Source organism: Paenibacillus sp. J31P316 (assembly GCF_056269105.1).
In genome coordinates this window covers 1034133-1054924 of record NZ_JBWDNI010000001.1, presented here as the reverse complement: position 1 = coordinate 1054924, position 20792 = coordinate 1034133, and the positions used below count along the sequence as shown (strand labels likewise).

Sequence of the window (20792 nt, the reverse complement as noted above, 5' to 3'; positions counted from 1 at the left end):
CAATAAACCCGACACATATCATGTGCCGGGTTATCCGTTACATATGAAATTTTCCACTGATCTGGCTGGCTTGAAAAAGCCATAGATACATAATAGTCTACAAAATTTTCCAACGTAAGTCTATTCCTTTTTTGCCCGTAGAGGTATGTTTAGTTCAGCGACCGCGGCGCTAATCGGGTGAGGGAGATCATCAAATGGAACCCTATTATTGGGACGAGCAAATCGCGTATTTAAAGAGGTCTACTTCCTTGTTTTACAACGACGATTACATTGAATTTCTGGTCGAGCGAGTATGGAAAATAAATCGCCCCGTTCGTGTCGTGGATTTTGGCTGCGGGTATGGTCACTTGGGCCTTCGACTGCTGCCTGTTCTGCCGGATGGTTCGGAATATGTCGGGATCGATGCGGGTACCAAACTTATCGAGCACGCCCGAGAGATATTTGGCGAGTTGCCTTATCGTACGCAGTTTCTCACGGGAGATTTTCATGCGTTCAGCTTTACGGGAGAGTTTGATCTTGCTGTCTGCCATGCCGTGCTGCTTCATATGCAAGATCCCATCGCCGTATTGAGAAAGATGATGGATTGCGTCAAGAAAGGCGGGAAAATAATCGCATTCGAGCCGCATTGGATCGGTACGAACGCAAGCTTTCACTTCGATGGCGTTGACCAGTCCGCCGTCATTCCGCTGGGACAGCTGCAGGAATTGTTTGAGCGCGATGCGAGCCGTACCGGCAAAGACGGCAATATCGGAATAAAACTCCCCTTATATTTTAACCGTTTAGGATTAAGCGACGTGCAATGCCGTTTGAGCGATAAAGTGAATATATACGATCCGACCGCGTCTGGAGAGCCTCAGCTGTACGAAGCCATGCGATTCAGCAACCCTGGGGAACGCAGCTCCTTTACAGAGAAGCTGTTGGCACGCGGCATGTCGGAAGAAGAGGCCAATCGACAATTTGAGTGTGAAAAAACGTTGTCGGAGCGATTTACCCCCTCCATGGCGGCAACTTATGCGGCAAGTATGAAAATCACCTTCGGAACCGTATAAACATGCGTAGCAACTGCCCTTTGCTGATTTGAAGCGAAGGGCAGTTTTGCGTCTCTGACGTTCCTTTTATTGCATTGCAGGCTGGATAACCTCGGAAAAGGTTCCTCCGGCGCAGCCATTCCATGCATGAACATCATGCTGGGACTTGATGAAGGCCTGGGGCTGCAAACCGAGGCTTAGTCCGTAACATGTATGGATATCAGCCGATCATCGCGCGCAACAGATAACCATAAGCCTAATACCCAAAAGACTGCCGTCGCCGGCAGTCTTGTTCCGTTTAAGGCTAACAAAGTTCAATGTTGACTTCCTAAACCAACGGGTGATATATTGTGCATACACAACATGCACAATATAAGGAGGAGGTACGGCATGCTGGCATTAGACGTCCGAGGCGTAAATAAAAGCTATCCAAGCTTTCAGTTAAAGAATGTATCGTTTCAGCTGGAAAAGGGCTATATCATGGGGTTCATCGGAGCCAACGGCGCAGGAAAAACGACCACGATCAAGTCGATCCTGAACATGAATCATATCGATAGCGGCGAGGTCCGTATTCTGGGCAAGAACATGGCCGAACACGAGCTCGAATTGAAACAAGAGATCGGCTACGCCTTCGGGGGCGTCGATTTCTATACGCGAAGCAAGATCAAAACGTTGACCGAAGTGATTAAGAAGTTCTACGCCAATTGGGATGATGCGACGTATGCCAATTATCTGAGAAGATTCAAACTGGATGAAAACAAAAAAATCTCCGAATTGTCGACGGGCATGAAAGTGAAGTACAGCTTGGCCCTTGCCTTATCCCATGGCGCGAAGCTTCTCATCCTCGACGAACCGACAAGCGGACTCGATCCGGTCTCGAGAGACGATCTGCTCGATGTGTTTCAAGAGCTCATCGTAGACGGCGAGATCAGTATTCTGTTCTCGACGCATATTACATCCGACTTGGAGAAATGCGCCGATTTCATTACGTTTATCGACAACGGGCAGATCATCCACAGCTCGGAGAAAGATGAATTTATAGCTTCCTATCGCTTATTGAACGGAAAAGAAAGTCAGCTCGGCCAAGTGAAGGATCGGTTGATTTCGTACAAAGTCAATTCCTTCGGCTTTACCGGATTGATTCACGCCAGAGATTTCGATCCGTCTTCCGATATTCAATCCGCCACGCCGAGTCTCGAGGAGATCATGATTTATTTCGCCAAGAAGGAGGGTCCGCATGATTAATTTATTGATGAAGGATATTAAATTAGGCGTAAGTCCGATGCTGTTTGTCATGCCGCTGTTGACGGGCGCCTTGATGCTCATTCCAGGGTGGTTATATTTTCTTGTCCTTCTGTATTTTTGCTGGATCACGATACCGAATATGTTTAACGGCTTCCGGACGCAGAACGATCTGATGTTTACCGCGATGATGCCCGTGACCAAGACGGACATGGTCAAAGCAAGGGTGACCGTGATCGTCATCCTGGAATTGCTGCATATCGTGCTGGCCATCATCTTCGGGACGATCAACCTGCATCTCTATCCGAACCTGACCTATTATTTCTACGGACCGTACATGGGTTTCTGGGGGTTATGTTTCGTCATGCTTGCGATCTTCAACCTGATCTTCCTGCCGATGTATTATAAGACTGCGTATCTGCACGGCAAAGCAGCGGTCGCGGCGATTGCCGGCGCTATGCTTTTTGCCGGAGTCGCAGAATGGGTGGGTATCCAGAATTCGTTCGTGTTCGACACCTTCAAAGGCAGCGGCGTAGACAATACGGCTCTTCAAATCTCGCTCCTGGTCGCAGGAATCGTAATCTTCGCTGCATTCACCTTGCTTGCGTACCGCATGGCGGTCAAACGATTTATGAAAGTGGAGATTCAATGAACGTAGCGATTTCAAGTACATCCGAAAAACCGATTTATCAGCAGCTCTTCGAGCAAATCAGCGCCCAGATTCTGAAAGGCGAGCTGGAAAGCGGCTACTGTTTACCGCCTATTCGACAAGCAGCCCTAGAGCTTCGCGTCAGCGTCATCACCGTGAAGAAAGCTTGGGAAGAGCTCGAACGCGGCGGATTGATCAATACCGTCACGGGGAAAGGGTGCTTCGTGGCCGAATTCTCATCCGAGCAGATGCTGCAGCTGCGCAACGAAATGGTCTTGAAGCAAATGGAGAGCGACGCGTCGTACTACAAATCCTTCGGCCTCACGATCGACGAAGTGTTCGAGCTGTTGAAGCGGATCTATTGAGCCTATGAAAACGGCAGCCATGAAGAAATGACTGCCGTTTTTGCGTTTCTTATTTTGCCGTGAGCTTCGCATAATAACGTTTGAATCTGAACGAGTACAACAAGATATAGAACACGACGAGCGAACCGAACAAATTCAGGAAGACCAATGAAAGGTGAAGATTGAAAAATTGGGTCAGGATGCCGACGCCGACGACGGGAACGATGAATCCGGTGTACGCGCTGAAATAAAAGGCCGTAATCACGCGCGGGCGTTCTTCCGGCTTCGGCAGCTGGCCTGCGAAACGCAGCGTGACTTGGAACGTCCACCCGGCGCCGAAAGCTTGCACGATGATGCCGGTCCAAAGCAGGACCAGACTCTCCGTCTGACCTGCGATTACGGTGATCCACGATCCGAGAATGAGAAGAAGGACCGCAACACGCAGACGTGTCACGGGATTACGCGGCCATGGCAAGAACTGCGTCAATGCTCCGCCGCCAAGCAGCACCAAGATCAACAAACCGGAAACGGAGAGATTCGAGGTATGAATGACGTTCTTGACCACGGAAGGGAGCAGCGAGAAGACGATGCCGCCTAACGTGAATACCATGAAGATCGGAAGTCCGATGAAAGACAAGAAATGGGCTCGGATATTGCTCGGAACGCCGAATGAAATTTTGGTTTTAGCCGGCTTCCGACCTTGGAATTCTTCGCGCTTCGGCAATCGTTCCAACACGATCCAAGCACTCAACAGCATGACGAGCAAAATCCAGAAGGGCAATCGAAGCGGCGCAAGGTCCACATACTGCACGACCAAGCCGGATATGGCCGGCCCTAGGCCAAAGGCCATGTTCACAGTGACGCCAGATAGCTTGATTGCCGTGCTTATTTTATCGCTCGAGGTTTGTTTTAGCAGAAACGCGCTTGCTGTCGCGGTAAATGCACCGTATGCGACGCCTTCCAAAATTCTAGCCGCATAGAGCATCCAAGCGTCGGTGCTCCCGAGAAAGAGCAGCGTCGATGCGATGGATATCCAAATGCTGAAGCGCAGCACCTTTTTCAATCCCCAGTCGTTTCCTTTGGCTCCCACGACAAGCAAAGTCGGCAGCAGGAAAGCGGCATACACGGAAAACAACAAGGTTAATTCCAAGCTGCTCAGCTTATAGTGCTCCGAATAGAGCGGTAATAAGGACGAAATAAAAGTCGGTCCGCAGGACATCATAAGAACAGCCCACAGCATCTTTTTCATAGCTAATCTCCCCCTGAATTTCTTTGTATAAGAGATGGCTTCATTATGCCCGGTTCGGCTGTTCTTTACCAAGACTAGCGAGCACCTGGATAGCATCAAATCGCCAATTTAGTCTCATATGCCCCTATTTGCAATAAATGATTAGATGCACTGTTTTTACCTCTGCATGCAACAGACAATGTCGTTGCTCAGATATCGAAATGGACAAGTACTACATCGTCCATCATTTCACGCATGGCATGCGCATGCTCCGCGCCGAACTTGCTCTCGAATTCGGCTTGAGCCCGCTCCCAGCCCGATCTTCCGCTTTCCAACCGCTCGTGACCTACATCGGTAATCGACACGATTCTGGCACGCCGGTCCGTCTCGCTAACTTGAATACGTACCAGTTGATCACGCTCAAGCGGCCGCAAATTGTGTCCGATGGTCGCGCGATCCATAGCCATAAGCTCAGCGAGCTCGTTCATCGTCTTCGGTCCCTGATGCTTGAGGTGGCCAAGGATCGCGAATTGCGTAACCCGTAAGCCCGTCTCGGCTAAACAAGCATCATAGAATCGCGTCAGATGGCGCGTCGCGCGTCTTAGCTTCGTGGCGTTGCACAGCCTTGGAATATCAATGTCGGAATTCATTCAAGTCTCGCCTCCATCATGCTGGCGGATGATTTACTGCTTTGCCGAGTAGGCTGTTCCTTGCTAAAGTTGATTTTAGTCTCATATGCCCATAATTGCAAGCGGGGAAAAGATGGTCAAATATTTCTTGAAGCTGGCGCTTATTGCCAGACGCTTCTCCACCTCAGGACCGATTCAAGGCGCGCCTGAAAGGACTAGAATGGAACATAACGAAATCACGGGGGGTGAATCTCATTGTTCGAGCTGCATGACGTACTGCTGTACGCGATGTCCATCTGCGCGCTTGTTTCCTTGGCCTGCCTCTATTTATTGTGGAGTCCTGCCGCGCCGATCCTGAACGGATCGATGATCGGCGAAGCAGACTTGCCCGCAGCCAAGCTGGGCCAGCCGTCCGGAACGTTACGCTCCGGCAGGCAGCGGCTGACGTGGTTGACGAAGCGCAAAGAAGCGCCGGATGATGATTCATCCCCATGCGCGACCCTGTTGAATACGCATGAACACATTCAACAGGGAGGATTTCAATTATTATGTCGACTATGTATGCTCAGATCGGAGTCTTTCATCAATATATCGTCTCGCCTTTCTCTTGGCTGATCGACCATTTTGCAGGCTGGTTCGACGGGAGCTTCGGGCTTGCGTTGATCGCGATCACGGTTCTGGTTCGCCTGGCGCTCATGCCGTTCATGATCAACCAATACAAGAAGCAGCATAACATGAAAGTTAAGCTGGCCGCCATGCAGCCCGAGTTGGACGCCGTCAAACTTAAATACGCTTCAAGCAAAGATCCCGACAAGCAGCGCAAGCAAACGGAAGAGACGATGGCGCTATACGGCAAGCACGGCTACAATCCGCTCGCCATCGGCTGCCTGCCGCTGCTGCTGCAAATCCCGATTTTGTCCGGCCTGTATTACGCGATTCGTTCGAACCCGGAGATGGCGCATCATACGTTCCTGTGGTTTCAGCTCGGCAGCTCGGATCTCGTCATGCCGTTCTTGGCGGCTGCCGTCTATCTGGTACAAGCCCTCCTCGCGCGTTCGTCGCAACCTGCGCAGAAGGGGACAGGGTGGATCGTCTATTTATCCCCGGTCATGATGGGCGTCTTCTCGTTCTCGGCGCCAGCCGCGCTTCCGCTCTATTGGTGCGTCGGCGGTTTGATCATGATCATGCAGACGCTGATCGCCAAGCGGTTGTATCCGGCGCCGCCCGCGGAGCCTGGCGTTGGCACGATGTCTGCAGGAACTGCATGAACCAGGAAGCATAAGCGGGAGGCCGTTCGATTGCTGCACGCCGCCCGAGAAAACGAAAGTCCCTCTCGTTCCAGACGGAACGAGAGGGACTTTTTTCTGACGCCATGACTGTGTGCGTATCGAACGAATGCGTTCTCCTTAATTAGAAGAGCGGGGCATCTGGCTGATGTGCGTCAACTTATCGGGATTCCGGATCACGTAGACATTGCGGATCGTATTCCCCTCGATATGGAACAAGCCCACCGTATGAATCCCGTAACGCGTACGAAAGACGAATCCGGGTTGCCCGTTAACGAGAGCCGGCTCGAAGGTCGGTTCTCCATTCACCATGGAAGCCTGACGAAGCGGACCCAGCAGAAATTCCGCGACACGATCTCTCGATTCGATGGGTTCCGCGGCCGCCGTTACTTTGCCTCCGCCGTCGGAGACCAGCATGACATCGCTATCGAGCATGGACAGAATCTGATTCAGGTTTCCTTGCTTGAGCGCGCCCAGGAAGCCTTCTACCCATTCGGAGTTCGCGGGTTCGGCTTGATCGAGCTCTTCGGAGGTTACGCCCATCTTTGCGCTCGCACGGCTGAACAGCTTGCGGCAATTCGCCTCGCTTTTCTCGGTCAGCTCGGCGATCTCGCGGTAATCGAAGCCAAGGGCCTCGCGCAGGACGAATATGACCCGTTCCGTAACGGTCAGCCGTTCAAGCAGCACCAGCATCGCGTAGGACAGCAGGTCGTCGCGCACCACCGAATCCATCGTATCGTCATAGGGACTGACAAAAGGCTCCGGGAGCCATTCGCCATAATATTGTTCGCGCTTGTTGCGCGCCGATTTATGCAAATCCCTGCAGCGGTTCGTGACCATTTTGCATAAATACGCTTTGGGCTCGGTCAACTTCTCCGGCGGGACGTCGTAGATCTTCAAAAAGACGTCCTGAACGACATCCTCCGCATCGGATACGGATCCGGTCAGCTGGTAGGCAAGCGTAAACAGCAGCGCCTTGTATTGCTTGTACAATTCCTGCATGGTTCCACTTCCATCCCTTTCTGTTTGCTCTCTTCAGCAGTATAAAGCATGGCTCCTAAATATAACGAGCTTGGGGACCGGTTTGTGACATCAGGATGGGCTGCCCGACGATTTTCGGCTTTGCTTGATGCTGCCGATCAACCAGAGCAGCAGCGGAAGAACAACGAAGACGAAGGGGTAGAAGCCCCCGACCAGGTACAAGTTTCGGAGCGTGTACAATAATCGGACTTCATGCGTGCTGTAGATCAGATACGCCAGCCACACTGCCGTGGTCATGCAAGCGATAAGCTTCCAATTCTTGATTCCGGTCCACTCGGACAGCCCGAAACTAAGAATGAATAGCCCTATCCCCAATTTAATGAAGGCGCCCAGCAGCCAAAGCGTGATGAAGAACGCATCGATGTTCTGAACGAAATTGAGTATGGATATGAATTTGGTGAGCGAGTAGACGGGGATGGTCATCTTGGCGGCCATCTCGGGTCCGGTTTCGGACAGCAGCACGAGCGTCGTCAGGACGCCCCATGCCATGGCGACTGCCGTCCCCCAAAAAATTCCCCGCGTGGCGGTTCGCCTATTCTCGGCGAAGAAGAATAGCATGAGGATAATCGACGGATCGACCATATAGTTCATCGAATAGAACGTGCCCTTCAGGATGGGGAACCACCCCGAATCGTAATATACGGGGAGGATTCGTTTCACATCCATCTCTTGGGGATTCAGAAACAGCTGGGCGTACAATACGAGAACGAAGAAGGGGCCAATGACTTCTGCGCAGCGGCTGACTGCCGTAATTCCTCCGCGATATACCGCGTACCCAACGAGGAAGAGCATGCACACGAGGATGAAGGGCGTCGGCGTGTTATGCAGCATGACCAGATTTTGGAACTCCGCGGTTCCTTTTGCAATCGTGGCCATCTGCATGAACCACAGCAAGAAGTAGACGAGAACGATCAGTTTGCCGAGAACGGTGCCGAACAGGTCTTTGATAAAGCCGACCAATGTTTTGTCCTTATGCTGCATGCTGATCCGGAGCATGAGCCAGGTAACGGCCATCATGATCGCGCTTCCGAGCAAGATGGAGATCCAGCAGTCCTGGCGAGCCTCCCTCGCAGCCAGCTGGATGGGGAGATAGGAGAACAAGATCATGGAGGAGATGCTGATCAGCCAAAACATCTGGTACCCGCTTACTTTCATGGCGATGCGACGCTCCTCGTCGTGATTATTTGAGTTCCCCGCCGATCACGCCGACCGACCGAAGCAGAATATCCGTCTTGACGGCAACGTGGATCGTTTTGAAATTTCCGTCCCAATCGCCCCGCTGCGATTTCCACCAGATCGGGTGTTTGCGATGCAAGTGCTCGCCGACGCCGAAGATATCGGGTCCCATCTGCTGAACCTGGTTCAACGTGCGCTGCAGCTTCTTTTGGACATACGCGTTCAGGTACTTCTGGACGTCTACGATCGTGCCCACGTCGGTCATATCCAGCCCGGCCGTGTTCTCCAGCAGGTAAGCCTGAGCCTTGACGGTGAGAGCGACCTCCCTGGGGTCCTGGCCCCGGACGGAACGGATGCTGCGATCAAGACGGGTAAAGCGGAACGAAAGCACGCCCTTGCCGTTCTTCCACGGCACCGATATGCCTTGATACATGCCTCTTCCCGCCAGCCAGCTCGCGCCGGCGCATTCGGAACTGCCCAGGAAGCCTTTCACTTTGAGTTCTTTGTTCAACACGGCAAAGCCGTCAAAGATGGGAATCGCAACCTTCTTATTCTCGTTCGTCACCGCTTTGTACTCCACATTAAACACCGGTACCATCGCCCTTGTTCCTTCGGAGAGACTGTCGATCACGAGCTGCCGCGAAGTGAAATTGCTTAGTCCGTTAATCCGTATTTCTTTGACGGCGGCGAGGCTGGTCAGATATTCCATTGGATGCTTGAGCATCAGGAAATCCTTTGCGCGGCCTCCTTTGACCAATATGACGACATCCCTCAGCGTGTTAGCGGGGTCTCTGCCCAGTTTATCGAACAGCTTGTTCACTTCGTTCGCTTGGAAGAACGATTCGCTGATCGCAATGAGAATGCGATGGCTCGTCATCAACCTCCGAGGGATCTTGCGCTGGATGTTCTGGCTGGCCTCGAAGACGTCCCTCCCTTTAGCGGAGATGACGACGAAGCTGTTCGCTCTTCCGGAGGCGCCTCTTTGGAGCTGCGACGGAATGACGACCTGAAGGCTGACTTCGATCGACCCGTCCTTGTTATGATCGATCGCGGTTCCCAATACGAAGGCCAATTGATTCGGCTCGACGAAATCCGAACAGCCGGAGATTGTCGTCGTCAGGATCAACATGGCACTCAAGAGAAGAAGAAATCGAGTCATTGCCGGCTCCTCTTCTTGTCCCGGCCATTCTTGATCCAGAGCGGATAACGGATGATCAGATCCTTGAACCGCTTGCCGTCGAACGGTGCAATGGGGCGAAGGAAGGGCGTTCCGAACGATTCCAGCATCACCAGATGGATCAGCAGGAAGATGATTCCGAAAGCAAAGCCGACGAAGCCGAGAAAGCCGCTCGTGACGAGCATCAGATAACGAATCAGACGGAAAGGCAGCGTGGCGCTGTATCTCGGAATCGTATAAGCCGCGATACCCGTCAAGGAGATCACGATGATGATCGGCGTGGAGATGATGCCGGCTTCGACGGCTGCCTGTCCGATGACAAGCGCCCCGATGATGCTCACGACCGGACCGAGCTGATTCGGAAGATGGACGCCGGCCTCCTGCAAGGCGTCGAAGATGAACATCATGAGAAACACTTCGATGACGGTCGGGAACGGCGAGCTTTCCCTGGCCGTTGCGATGCTGATCATGAGATTGCTCGGGACCATCTCCGGGTGAAACGTCGACAGCGAGACATAGATGGCGGGCAAGGCGAACGAAATGAACGTCATGATGTAACGGACGGTCCGCGTAAGGATGACGAAGATGAAGCGCTCGAAATAGTCGTCCGCCGATTGCAAGCCCGACCAGAACGTAATGGGAAGAAGAAGGACGAAGGGGCTTCCGTTCGCGATGAGGGCAACCTTCCCCTCCAATAAGCTCGCAGCTACGATATCCGGCCGTTCGGTATTCTGGATTTGGGAGAAGAGAGAGAAGGAGTTGTCCTCGAGCCACTCTTCGAGATAGGCAGAATCGATGATGCCTTTCATGTCGATCTTGCCGAGCTTCTCCCGTACGTCGGAGAGGACCTTCTCATCGACGAGTCCCTTCACGTAAGCAAGGACGACTTCGGTCTGCGTATAAGTGCCGATCAAAAAGGATTCCGTCTTCAAATCCGCATGAATGATTCGGCGCCTGAGCAGCGACGTGTTCGTGCGAATATTCTCGACGAAGCCTTCTTTCGAACCGCGAAGGGTCGATTCCTTCTTCGGTTCCAGAATGCCTCTTTCCTCGAAGCCTGGAACTTGCGCTACGAGCGCGGAAGCTTCGCCGTCTATCATCAGTACCATACTGCCCCTCAAAATATGCTGCACGAGATCTTCCAGGGAGTCAGCCGTCTGGACGTTCGCGAGCGGAAGCCATTCGCGCTTGAACGTCTCCGCGATCGATGCCAGGATCTCCACGCCATGCGGCAGTCCATCGAATAGAAGGGGCTTCAGAATGTTCACTTCCACGCTTTGAAGATTTGTCATGCCCTCCAGGAAGACAAGCAACAGCAGAGTGTCGTCTCGCAGCTTGAAGGATCGAAACACGATATCCGAGCAATCTTCGAATTGTTTTCTGAGATGAGCTTCATTCGCTTCGACGCTTGTGTTTAGGGCATTCATGTCTGATCACCTCGGTGCTATAGAACTCACATGTTGGATAATATGTGCAGTGCAGGCTGCCCCTATGCGAATATGGATCGTTATGACATCCAGAAATCGCGTTCTGGATTTTTCTGGAATCCTATGGAGCGGAATGATTTGACGCATTTGGAGAAGAGGAATATCGTGAAGCTAAACGCAACCAACGTAAACGAGGATGATATTGCACGAGGCGTGGAACGGATTGGCGCGCTGCTTGCCCGATCCGTTCGTAATTAGCGAATGAGTGGAGCCGGAGGTGGGAAAATGCTCGAGAATCAAGCCGTTTATTGGATCGGCGGATCCGCTTGCGCTGGAAAAAGCACATTAGCCAGGATGTATGCCGCAAAGCATGGGTTGGCGTTCTACGCTTGCGATGATCATTTTGACCGACACGCGCAGCATGTTTCGAGCGAAGACTATCCTGCGATGTATCAAGTTGCAAGGATGAATCCGAATGAAGCTTTCTATGCGCGGGAAGTTCAAGAACAGCTCCGTGTCTATAAACAATCTTTTATGGAAGACTTTTCGTTTGTCCTCAAGGATCTTGCCCAGCGACCGGACACCCCCATTGTCGTAGAAGGCAATCAATTATTGCCTTCGCTCGTAGCGCCCCTACTGAATGAGAATCAGAAGGCGTTATGGGTTATTCCGACTGAGCGCTTCCAGAGAGAACAATATGCCAAGAGGAATTGGATTCAAGGCGTGCTGCAGCAGACTGACAACCCTGCGATGGCTTTTAACAACTGGATGTCGCGGGACGCTTTATTCGCCGACTATATCCAGCAAGAAGCTGCTAGATTGAAGCTAGATGTTTTAAGCGTTGATGGGAATAAAAGCTTACAGGATAACTTTGAATGGTTGGATGCTTATTTCGGTAGCAGGCAGTGAAATTCCGTTATGTGGTAGTATGGATCTAGAGTCAGGTTCGGTACAACAATGCGAATAAGGAGAAGTGGATGTTGAAGAAAGACCGTTAAGGGAGGTTCAATCGTTTGAGAAAAATCGGCACGACTTGCCTCATCCTTTTCTTGCTTCTTGGAATGGCAGCTTGCAGTCATGAAACAGATCCCATAATGCCTACGTCTGACGAGGTGATTAAAGAGGTTGAGGAATTATCTTCTAACAAATACGTAGGTATCCAAACGGGAAATGAAGATAAAATCCTTTTATCTCCGCTGATTATTAATGAAAGCGACGTGAAGATGGAGAGGGGAAAAGAGAATATAGAAGTGACGATAACCGCATACGTGGGCGATAGCAAGTGGAGATCCGTGGACGAACAGACCCTGAATGTTCATTACGGTTTGGATAAGTCCAGACAATGGAAGATTACGGGGGTAAATGTACATGACCCTGTCGTTCCTATCCAATTACGATGACTAGGAGACGATGCGTATGTCGGACGAACTGAATAGAGAAATATTAGAAGAGCTAAAGAAATTGAATGCCAAACTTGACCGTTTAGATCAATCTAGAGGGTTGTCGACGCCAATGAAATTCGTTGCGGCATTTCTGGGCTTTATGGTGATTGGGCCTTTAATTGCAATTCTGTTATCCAAGCTGTTTAACTGACCCGGAACGTAAGTGAGGAGTGCCGAATATGAATTGTTGTCAGCAGTGATAAGTGTTCCTACTCGGATATATGGTATTTGGCATCTTGGAAGAAAAGGTAATTCTTAATTCGAAGAGCCGAAGCATCCATGGATAGTTGCTTCGGCTCTTATACATTTTTCTTTTATCGTCTACTGGTTGGTAAATAAAAGTAGTTGGCGCGCTTCCGTCTTTAAATCCTCGTGTTTCTCTACCAGCAGTTCTGCGATTTCTTGGCATTCACCTTGCTGCTGGGCATTCAAGCTACCCGAGAAATGTAAACATTCAATATAGTATAATAGCTCTTCTATATCCACTCGCGATAGTTCGTCCTGTCCCGCGAGTCTCCTTAATCTCGGGAGACATTCCTCTGCTAGAGAATTTCCGAATGGTGCAAGCTGCGCTAATACCTCATATTCTGACCGCACGTAACGATAAGGTGAGCTGAGTTTATATCCGTCGTGAACGGCTTCCATCCAGTAATCGATTGCTTCAGAGACCGTCAGATTCCGATAGGTCTCTAACTCCAAATTATACTGCTGGTCAAGCTCTCTCATATCAGGGAACAACGTAGCGAACAATGCTGGTTCAATTGTCTTACGCATGATAATGCTATAATCGACATAGTCGTTTCCTGTTGCGGCATAAGCTATAAATTCGTCAGTTCTTCGTAGCTGAGAGAATGCATTCCCGTCGATTAAACACTGTATTGCTTCTAACGCAAGCACTTGATAACCCATATAAATAATACCTGCTTCGAAAGCGACAACTGGCATGCCTGTAACCTCTCCAAACTCATCATCTTCCAGTTCTAAAGCTCTATATGCCGTTTTTTCAAATTGTGCGATCGTATCTCCGAATTCACCCATATCTTCAGTGCTGAACTGATAATCAAAATCCCCCTGATTATACTTTAGTGAATTAATTCTTTTAGGATCTTCATATTCGTAATTGTCTAACGTCGCAGTAAAACATTCTTCGGTATTCATATAGACGAAGAAGCAGTTGTGATCGTCCGCATACAAGTTAAAAGCGTAAACATCCTTATTCGCAGGAAGTTCAGCGAACTCACGAATAATGGTTTTGCAACCTTCTACCAAGGCCTTGGCGAAACGCTCGGCTGTAACAATCGGAATCCCTTCCAAAGAAGTCAAGCTCCGGCTGACCTCATCGTTATCATGTAGAACATAAAAGCCTTCTGTTGTAATTGGTGTTTGCCCTGCGAGCTTGCGGCCAAGCTCAGAGTAGTAAGTATTCATACCATCGATCCTCCAAAAGTGATTCATTAATGTGTCATGCTGCTGGGACTAAGAATAGTGGAGAGCGAGGTTCCGTACGCCATCTGTAACTTTACTCCAAAATTAGCATGCTCTTCTATTATCGGAAGCATTTTTTCGAATGTTAAACATGTTGTCCTGCCTCGTACATTTACATATAGCTAAATGGTATTTCTAGATGTGACCGGAGGGAATTATCACTATACATATATTTACTTTTACAGTAATCTGGAAATATCCCAATCAGGAAGCGAGGTTATTGAAATGAACAAAAGAAACCAGGTTGCAGCCACTAATTCCGAGGTGCTGAAGGGTTAAGTAATCCATACTCATACCCTTCTGAAATGAGACTAAAATATGGAGGGTATACCATACATGACTTCTACTCAAGGAGCTTATCAAGGAATCGTTGCTAGCACGTACGATATTTGGTTTTCGGGAGATCATTTCGATGATACGGATTTCTACAAGAAGCTGATGAATGAGGTTCCGGGGGCTGCTTTGGAGATTGGATGCGGAACGGGCAGACTGTTAATTCCTTATCTGACGGAAGGCTACAACGTTGATGGGGTTGATTGCTCGGGGGAAATGCTCGACCTCTGCAAGCAAAAAGCTTCTGATAAGGGAGTATTCCCCATCCTGTATCATCAACTTGTACAAGATTTAAATTTGTCGAAAACATATAAAACGATCTATATTCCACTAGCATCCTTTATGTGCATATCGGAACGAGATGAGGCTCTACGTGCTTTAGGAAGCATGTTCGACCATCTTGATCATGGTGGTCAAATCATTATTCCGTTGTTTATTCCTCGAAACGTGAATACGGATGATTGGAAGGTTGGACGCAGGGGAATTCGCAGTGACGGAGCAGAAGTCATTTTAAGCTCTATATCCAGCGTTAACTTCCATGATCAAGCGCAAACGAATAAGGATAAATACGAAATCTTTCAGGACGGGCATCTACTCGATACGGTATTCACCACATCCAAATTAAGATGGTACTATAAGTACGAATTTATCATGATGCTCGAAAAGATTGGTTTTCAAGCGGTAGCCGTTTATGGCGGCTACAACTTTCAAGCCATGAACGATGATCAAAATTTCATGATTTTTAGGGCTAGAAAGTAAAAACATGCATCCTTAGCAAGGGAAAGAGGAACCGCCGAACGATGGCGATTCCTCTTTCTTTATATAGCTAGCTATGTACGATAGTTCAGTGTTCAGGAAATTGTTGGATTTTATAGCCGGACATTTCCTTATCTTGCGTAAAATAGAGGTGAGATCATAGTGAAGGGGGATTAGCCATGCGGTTGAAAATAATGTTTGGCCTCTGCCTCGTCTTGTTGACAGTTGGCTGCGAAGAGCAGGCGATAACGGATCCGAACACGCCCGAATCGCCTGTGACCGTAGAGATGAAGCCGAGCTTCATTCGGGTTGAAAACAATAACGACGGCATGTCTCGTCGGCATCTGGAATATGACTCGCAGGAGATCGGGAAGCTCGTGGTGGATCCGAGCTATTACCAGGAGCATGAATTTCAACGTGGCGAAGTGATTTATTATACACTACCAGCGATTGACCGGAATAAATATCCGCGCCTAACGCCGCCTGAGACGAACATTTCCAGGATAATCGCACTCCCTGGAGAAGAGGTTCAAATCAAGAAGGGCAAGGTCTATGTAAACGGGAAGCGGTTAAATACCTTCTACGGGGAGGCATTGAGCTGGGGTTTGAATGAAGAGGACTATTTCAATACGCTTGATCGGTCTCGTCCGTGCGAAGAGTGCGAGCGAAACATGAGGAACTATTTTATAACAAATATGGATAAGGTGACGGTACCGGTCGGCCACCTGTTCGTCATGGGCGATACGTGGTGGAGAAGCATCGATAGTCAGATATTTGGACCGCTTCCCATTGCTAATGTGAAAGGTCATGTTCTGGGGTATGAGAAAACATCATAAGCGCTGGATGCTAGATGCATCGTTGAATCCCAACCGAATGATGACCCAAATTGGTCCAGTTAATATACCGGAAGAAAAATGGCAGGAGGTAATTAACCGGGCCAAAAAAGCCGGTTCAACTGGAATGTATGAAGGTAGACAACTCGTAACTTGTGGGTCAGTACATGGAGGATGTTGTGCTTTATATGCAAAACTAACAATTAGCCGCTAAATTGGGCCAGCAGGTGGTTGAATTTGTCACGTTCCTCAAGAAAGGTGCAATGACCGCTGTATTGGAATGGAACCAGCTGAGAATTTCGGATCAGCTTGTTGGTTTCCTGGGCATTGACAAATGGAACGATTTTATCATGAATGCCGTGGATAATTAACGTCGGAACGACTATTTTCGGCAGATCTTGGTAAACATTTTCATCTCTGAGCGTAACCATAATAGCGATCGTCGCCCAATTGGCTGCTTCTAATCCGAGCTGAAAGAACCAATCCGCGGTCGGCGGCGAGATATATTGAAAGAAAAAGAGCCCCGTTGAATCCCGCAGCATTTTAGGACGATCCTGAATGGTATCGGCGATGAATTTATTCGCAGCTTCTTTCGGAACGCTGCCTGGCGATGCTGCGTCGATCAGAACGAGCTTGGAAACCCCATGGCCTTGATGTCGAGCCATGTAACGAATCGAGATCGCTCCTCCTGTGGAATGTCCTGCCAGCGTAATGTTCTTTAACTGAAGGGCATCGATTACGGCACGGACGTCATCCGCCAATCTGTCGAAATTGTAGCCGCTGAACGGTTTATCCGAATTTCCGTACCCCCGCCAGTCAATGCCTATGCATCGAAAACCCAATGTCGGCAGAAAACTAAACTGATATTCAAACTGTTTATGATTCAACGGCCAGCCATGAATAAAAAGGATCGTCTTCGTCCCCGTCGGGTTTATATCCTCTACAAATATTTTTACCCCTGGTTCCACCGTAACAAAGTATCCCACGCCGATCACCTCGTTGAGTTGAAAGTAACATCCCTCATAAGGTACTCACCTAGGGTGAAATAGGTGAACGTCTATTTTTTTGTATCGGCTGTCTAGCATCTGCGGAACAAGCCCAGCGTGCGGAGAGGAGGCTGCAACAATTCTGTTCCAGCTGCGTTAAATATTGGGAGAGGAATGATCTTCCATGGTGATTGAAACTGCTCAAATCTAAACCTGAAAGGGGGATTACTTTGAAGCGATACACGATTACTCCGTACAGCCCCGAATATGCCGAACAAACCGTGAGCATGTGGCGGGCGAGCAAGGAAAAGGCGCTTGGGCAGAAACCAATTCATAGCGTTGAAGACCACATTTATTTTTTAAATCATGTCTTGCCCACGCAGTTCCAAGTTGAAGTCGTGCTTATCGACGAACAAGTGGTTGGAATCATGGCTTACAATGAGCATGAAATTAGCCAACTCTATATGCATGTCGATTATCAAGGCGTCGGTATCGGTCAAGCGCTGCTCAATAAAGCCAAGGAGCAATCCAAGGGCAAGTTGACCTTATACACATTTGAAGTTAATCCTATCGCGCAACGATTTTATGAAAAGCATGGATTTAAAATCATCGGTCGCGGACATGAAAACGAAGAAAATTTAGCCGATATTCGATATGAGTGGATTTCCCCATAAAGCACAACCATACGATGCGAAGGGATTGATAGATCGTGGATCGGTACGAATACAAATATGTAGAAACTTCGCTAGGCGGGTTCTTCTCCTCTGCCACGCATCGAGAAACAATCGATGAATATGCCAAACAAGGCTGGAGATTAGTGCAGGTGTTGCCCACCAACTATAATGGTCATGGGAAGCCCGGAGAATATGAAATTATTTTTGAACGCGTCATTCGGAACGAAGAATAGCCGCATACATTTTCCGCCGGAACAGCCGATCTATCGGCTGTTTTTTTACGCGAAAGTGGGCTTGTGTTCCGCATGCGCCATAATTATCAGTGTTCCAGTTAAAGGAGAATATGGTAATGTTGAGAGAGCAGAGGAGGGGTTCGTAATCGAGCTTGTAAAACATGCCGTAAAAGGTCCTTCGGGGAAAAGAGTCACGATTGCTGTGACGTTAGTAACACTGATGCTGTTAATTCAGTTATTCCGCCTAAATGAGACGGATAGCATGATCCTGTTTACGTATACGATTGCAGCGTTTCTGTTTTGTCTGCTTGTATGGGTAGTGGCGTTGTACAGAGCGTTCAAGAAACCGACGGAGATGTATCTAGACCATTCGGAAATACGATTAAACGGGCGTGCGATTCATGCGAAGGAAATCAAATGTATTTTGAAGATGGGTTATTTCAGACCCGTTATTGGGATCAAGCCGCATGGGAAACGTTTGGTCCCCGCCAAAATGAGTTTTAGGTTTTCTGAAGATCAGGATAAAGGCATCGCGGATATTGTGAAATGGGCAGAAACGAACGACGTAAAGATGGTCAATAAGTCGTTTCGGACATGGATTTGAATGTGACTACCGAATTGCCGTCATTCTGTATCTCTACAAAGGAGGCCAATCGATGAAAGATCCAAGAATGGAGCAGCTTGCTCATAACTTGATTCATTATTCCGTGAAGCTGCAGCGGGGAGAAAAGCTATTAATCGAAGTGGATGGCTTGGAAATTCCCTTGGCCAAGGCGTTGATCAGACAAGCCTATGGCGTCGGCGGCTTTCCGTTCTTGCTCATAAATAACCATGAACTGTTAAGAGAGATCTTAAACGGATGCAGCGAAGAACAACTCGTTGCCATGGCTGCCTACGACTTAAATCGCGTCAATGAGATGCAAGCCTATATCCTCATCCGAGCCGGAGACAATTTGAGTGAATTAAGCGGGGTATCTCCCGAGAAAATGGCACTGTATCGCAAGCATTATGCTCAAAAGATCAACGCAAGGCGTTATGACCATACGAAATGGTGTATTCTTCGCTATCCGAACTACGCGATGGCACAACAAGCGAACATGTCTACGGATGATTTTGAGGAATTTTATTTTAACGTATGCAATCTGGATTATTCCAAAATGGATCGAGCGATGGACCCTCTCGTCAGCTTGATGGAACGGACGGATATCGTGAAGATAACGGGACCGGGCACGGAGTTGACGTTTTCGATTAAAGGCATGCCGGTCTTCAAAGATGCGGGGATCATGAACCTTCCCGATGGCGAGGTCTACACCATGCCGGTCAAGGATTCGGTCAACGGCTTCATAGCCTATAATACGCCTTCGCTGAAAGACGGATTTACGTACGACAATATTCGGTTCGAAATTAAAGCTGGCAAGATCATGAATGCGACGGCGAATGATTCCGATCGAATCGACGCCTTATTGAATACGGATCAAGGAGCTCGGTATTTCGGCGAATTCGGAATCGGTCTGAATCCCTATATCGAGAAGCCGATGAAAGATACGTTATTCGACGAGAAGATATGCGGCAGCTACCATTTTACGCCTGGGTGCGTGCCTTTCCTTTCGTCTGGCAACGATAATTTGTCCGAGCTGCACTGGGATATCGTGAATATTCAACGACCCGAATACGGTGGAGGCGAGATCTGGTTTGATGATCTTTTGGTCCGTAAGGACGGCATTTTTCTTCCCGAAGCTTTGCAGGGATTGAATCCGGAGAACTTGAAGGGATAGGAAGATTACGAAGGATAGACGAGAGGACTTGGTTAGCTTGTTAAATACCCAATTAATCTGTGTCGAGGGAATTCCAGGGTCCGGCAAATCGTCAACAGCCCAATATTTATCACGGACTTTGACCCGGTTAGGCTATCCGAACAAATGGTGGTATGAAGAAGAATTGGGACATCCCGTTTACGTGTATCGTGACCTTGCTTCGGCCAATCAAATCGTGAACGATTTAAGCAACGGCAGCTATCAAGGCGTCATTGAAGGAGCGCTTCGCCAGTGGGAACAGTTCGCAGCATACGTGGATTCCGCTAATGAAATCATCTTAATTGACGGTTGCCTGTTCGGGTATTTAACCTGGAGCTTGTTTCCGAATAATGTGGCCGAGGCGGAGATTGCGGCTTATTTAAAAGCGGTCGAAACGATCATTCAGAGGCTTCAGCCATTCGTCATTCATTTGTATCAAGACGATGTAGAAACCGCAATCAAGAAAATCATGAGAAGGAGAGGTGCCGAGACCGAAAAATTCATGATCGAGCGTGCCTCGGAGTCGCAGTACGGCCAAACCCACCAGTTAACCGGCATGGATGGAGCGGTAACCTATTGGAAGCAATATCGCAACGTCATGGATCATCTGTACGACCACATGCAGCTTTCTAAATTGAAGATCGAGAATCATCTAGCTGATTGGCCAACCTACTATCGTCAAATCGAAGCGTTTATCGGAATCGAATTAGCCGGCGAAATCGTCGATTCTCCCGTGGATCTGCACATATATGTAGGACGCTACTCGTATGCCGATGAGGATAACAAGGATCGTCTCTGTACGGTTCAATGCGAATCGGGCAAATTAGTCGTCGATGGATTACCCCAAATATGGACCAAAACCGAATTGCTGCCGAATCCGGGAGGCTCGTTTGACGTGGCATCCTTGCCTTTCCAAATCCGCTTCATGTTGAACCCTGTCGAGGATCACATGCAATTGCATCTGACCGGACCGGCTTTGTTAGACGGCGAGGCAGCGTGCGTCGCAACGCGGCTTGGCTAATTACATTAT

24 protein-coding genes are annotated in these 20792 nt (G+C 49.1%); 15 read left to right on the top strand and 9 right to left on the bottom strand.

Features of this window, described 5'->3' with window-relative positions:
• The first annotated feature begins 194 nt into the window (after positions 1 to 194).
• The 4 genes from AC0YNU_RS04635 (at position 195) to AC0YNU_RS04620 (ending at position 3284) form a co-directional block, all read left to right on the top strand.
• Entirely contained in the window at positions 195 to 1049 is an 855-nt protein-coding gene (locus AC0YNU_RS04635) for a class I SAM-dependent methyltransferase (RefSeq protein ID WP_475753582.1), read from the top strand.
• A gap of 369 nt (positions 1050 to 1418) precedes the next feature.
• Positions 1419 to 2273, top strand: a complete 855-nt coding sequence (locus AC0YNU_RS04630; RefSeq protein WP_475753580.1) for an ABC transporter ATP-binding protein — start codon at positions 1419 to 1421, stop codon at positions 2271 to 2273.
• Complete coding sequence (locus AC0YNU_RS04625; protein ID WP_475753578.1) at positions 2266 to 2922, top strand: ABC-2 transporter permease; 657 nt, start codon at positions 2266 to 2268, stop codon at positions 2920 to 2922. The genes AC0YNU_RS04630 and AC0YNU_RS04625 overlap by 8 nt, the downstream gene beginning before the upstream one ends.
• The gene (locus AC0YNU_RS04620; RefSeq protein ID WP_475753576.1) at positions 2919 to 3284 is read left to right on the top strand and encodes a GntR family transcriptional regulator; all 366 of its coding nucleotides are present in this window, start codon (positions 2919 to 2921) and stop codon (positions 3282 to 3284) included. The genes AC0YNU_RS04625 and AC0YNU_RS04620 overlap by 4 nt, the downstream gene beginning before the upstream one ends.
• A 49-nt stretch (positions 3285 to 3333) precedes the next feature.
• Here the strand turns inward: AC0YNU_RS04620 and AC0YNU_RS04615 are convergent, their stop codons facing one another.
• The 3 genes from AC0YNU_RS04615 to AC0YNU_RS04605 all read right to left on the bottom strand — a co-directional run bounded on the left by AC0YNU_RS04615 (position 3334) and on the right by AC0YNU_RS04605 (position 5584).
• Complete coding sequence (locus AC0YNU_RS04615; RefSeq protein ID WP_475753574.1) at positions 3334 to 4512, bottom strand: MFS transporter; 1179 nt, start codon at positions 4510 to 4512, stop codon at positions 3334 to 3336.
• A gap of 188 nt (positions 4513 to 4700) precedes the next feature.
• Entirely contained in the window at positions 4701 to 5141 is a 441-nt protein-coding gene (locus AC0YNU_RS04610) for a MarR family winged helix-turn-helix transcriptional regulator (protein ID WP_475753572.1), read from the bottom strand.
• Positions 5142 to 5443: 302 nt separating this feature from the next.
• Positions 5444 to 5584 (bottom strand): hypothetical protein, encoded by a 141-nt coding sequence (locus AC0YNU_RS04605; RefSeq protein WP_475753570.1) that lies wholly within the window; start codon positions 5582 to 5584, stop codon positions 5444 to 5446.
• Positions 5585 to 5668: 84 nt separating this feature from the next.
• On the opposite strand from AC0YNU_RS04605, the gene yidC reads away from it, so the two are divergent.
• Positions 5669 to 6388: a membrane protein insertase YidC gene (yidC, locus tag AC0YNU_RS04600; RefSeq protein WP_475753568.1), complete on the top strand. Its 720-nt coding sequence runs from the start codon at positions 5669 to 5671 to the stop codon at positions 6386 to 6388.
• 138 nt (positions 6389 to 6526) lie between these two features.
• On the opposite strand, the gene sigJ is transcribed toward yidC, so the two are convergent.
• The 4 genes from sigJ to AC0YNU_RS04580 all read right to left on the bottom strand — a co-directional run bounded on the left by sigJ (position 6527) and on the right by AC0YNU_RS04580 (position 11227).
• Positions 6527 to 7408 carry an RNA polymerase sigma factor SigJ gene (sigJ, locus tag AC0YNU_RS04595; RefSeq protein WP_475753566.1) on the bottom strand — a complete coding sequence of 294 codons (882 nt, stop codon included), beginning with the start codon at positions 7406 to 7408 and terminating at the stop codon, positions 6527 to 6529.
• 90 nt (positions 7409 to 7498) lie between these two features.
• The gene (locus tag AC0YNU_RS04590; protein WP_475753564.1) at positions 7499 to 8602 is read right to left on the bottom strand and encodes a GerAB/ArcD/ProY family transporter; all 1104 of its coding nucleotides are present in this window, start codon (positions 8600 to 8602) and stop codon (positions 7499 to 7501) included.
• Positions 8603 to 8627: 25 nt separating this feature from the next.
• The gene (locus AC0YNU_RS04585) at positions 8628 to 9782 is read right to left on the bottom strand and encodes a Ger(x)C family spore germination protein (RefSeq protein WP_475753562.1); all 1155 of its coding nucleotides are present in this window, start codon (positions 9780 to 9782) and stop codon (positions 8628 to 8630) included.
• Positions 9779 to 11227, bottom strand: coding sequence for a spore germination protein (locus AC0YNU_RS04580; RefSeq protein WP_475753560.1), 1449 nt, complete (start codon positions 11225 to 11227; stop codon positions 9779 to 9781). Before AC0YNU_RS04580 ends, AC0YNU_RS04585 begins: the two co-directional genes overlap by 4 nt.
• A 285-nt stretch (positions 11228 to 11512) precedes the next feature.
• Between AC0YNU_RS04580 and AC0YNU_RS04575 the strand changes: the two genes are divergently transcribed.
• The 3 genes from AC0YNU_RS04575 to AC0YNU_RS04565 all read left to right on the top strand — a co-directional run bounded on the left by AC0YNU_RS04575 (position 11513) and on the right by AC0YNU_RS04565 (position 12820).
• Positions 11513 to 12136 carry a hypothetical protein gene (locus AC0YNU_RS04575; protein ID WP_475753558.1) on the top strand — a complete coding sequence of 208 codons (624 nt, stop codon included), beginning with the start codon at positions 11513 to 11515 and terminating at the stop codon, positions 12134 to 12136.
• Between the two features lie 104 nt (positions 12137 to 12240).
• Positions 12241 to 12627, top strand: a complete 387-nt coding sequence (locus AC0YNU_RS04570) for a hypothetical protein (RefSeq protein ID WP_475753556.1) — start codon at positions 12241 to 12243, stop codon at positions 12625 to 12627.
• A 16-nt stretch (positions 12628 to 12643) separates the two neighbouring features.
• Positions 12644 to 12820, top strand: coding sequence for a hypothetical protein (locus AC0YNU_RS04565; protein WP_475753554.1), 177 nt, complete (start codon positions 12644 to 12646; stop codon positions 12818 to 12820).
• Between the two features lie 170 nt (positions 12821 to 12990).
• Here the strand turns inward: AC0YNU_RS04565 and AC0YNU_RS04560 are convergent, their stop codons facing one another.
• On the bottom strand, positions 12991 to 14097 hold the full coding sequence (locus AC0YNU_RS04560; RefSeq protein WP_475753552.1) for a DUF4303 domain-containing protein: 1107 nt from the start codon (positions 14095 to 14097) through the stop codon (positions 12991 to 12993).
• A gap of 393 nt (positions 14098 to 14490) precedes the next feature.
• On the opposite strand from AC0YNU_RS04560, the gene AC0YNU_RS04555 reads away from it, so the two are divergent.
• Complete coding sequence (locus AC0YNU_RS04555) at positions 14491 to 15246, top strand: class I SAM-dependent methyltransferase (RefSeq protein ID WP_475753550.1); 756 nt, start codon at positions 14491 to 14493, stop codon at positions 15244 to 15246.
• Between the two features lie 176 nt (positions 15247 to 15422).
• Complete coding sequence (gene lepB / locus AC0YNU_RS04550) at positions 15423 to 16079, top strand: signal peptidase I (RefSeq protein ID WP_475753548.1); 657 nt, start codon at positions 15423 to 15425, stop codon at positions 16077 to 16079.
• A gap of 200 nt (positions 16080 to 16279) precedes the next feature.
• Here the strand turns inward: lepB and AC0YNU_RS04545 are convergent, their stop codons facing one another.
• A complete protein-coding gene (locus AC0YNU_RS04545; protein ID WP_475753546.1) occupies positions 16280 to 17062 on the bottom strand; it encodes an alpha/beta fold hydrolase in 783 nt (260 codons plus the stop codon).
• Positions 17063 to 17349: 287 nt separating this feature from the next.
• Here AC0YNU_RS04545 and AC0YNU_RS04540 point away from each other — a divergent pair, with 287 nt between their 5' ends.
• Genes AC0YNU_RS04540 through AC0YNU_RS04520 form a run of 5 tightly spaced genes read left to right on the top strand, consistent with a single transcriptional unit; the run spans position 17350 to position 20783 of the window.
• A complete protein-coding gene (locus tag AC0YNU_RS04540; protein WP_475753973.1) occupies positions 17350 to 17736 on the top strand; it encodes a GNAT family N-acetyltransferase in 387 nt (128 codons plus the stop codon).
• A 35-nt stretch (positions 17737 to 17771) separates the two neighbouring features.
• Positions 17772 to 17969 (top strand): DUF4177 domain-containing protein, encoded by a 198-nt coding sequence (locus AC0YNU_RS04535; RefSeq protein WP_475753544.1) that lies wholly within the window; start codon positions 17772 to 17774, stop codon positions 17967 to 17969.
• A complete protein-coding gene (locus AC0YNU_RS04530; protein ID WP_475753542.1) occupies positions 17929 to 18573 on the top strand; it encodes a hypothetical protein in 645 nt (214 codons plus the stop codon). Before AC0YNU_RS04535 ends, AC0YNU_RS04530 begins: the two co-directional genes overlap by 41 nt.
• A gap of 52 nt (positions 18574 to 18625) precedes the next feature.
• A complete protein-coding gene (locus AC0YNU_RS04525) occupies positions 18626 to 19744 on the top strand; it encodes an aminopeptidase (protein WP_475753540.1) in 1119 nt (372 codons plus the stop codon).
• Between the two features lie 28 nt (positions 19745 to 19772).
• The gene (locus AC0YNU_RS04520; protein ID WP_475753538.1) at positions 19773 to 20783 is read left to right on the top strand and encodes an AAA family ATPase; all 1011 of its coding nucleotides are present in this window, start codon (positions 19773 to 19775) and stop codon (positions 20781 to 20783) included.
• The last annotated feature ends 9 nt before the right edge of the window (positions 20784 to 20792 follow it).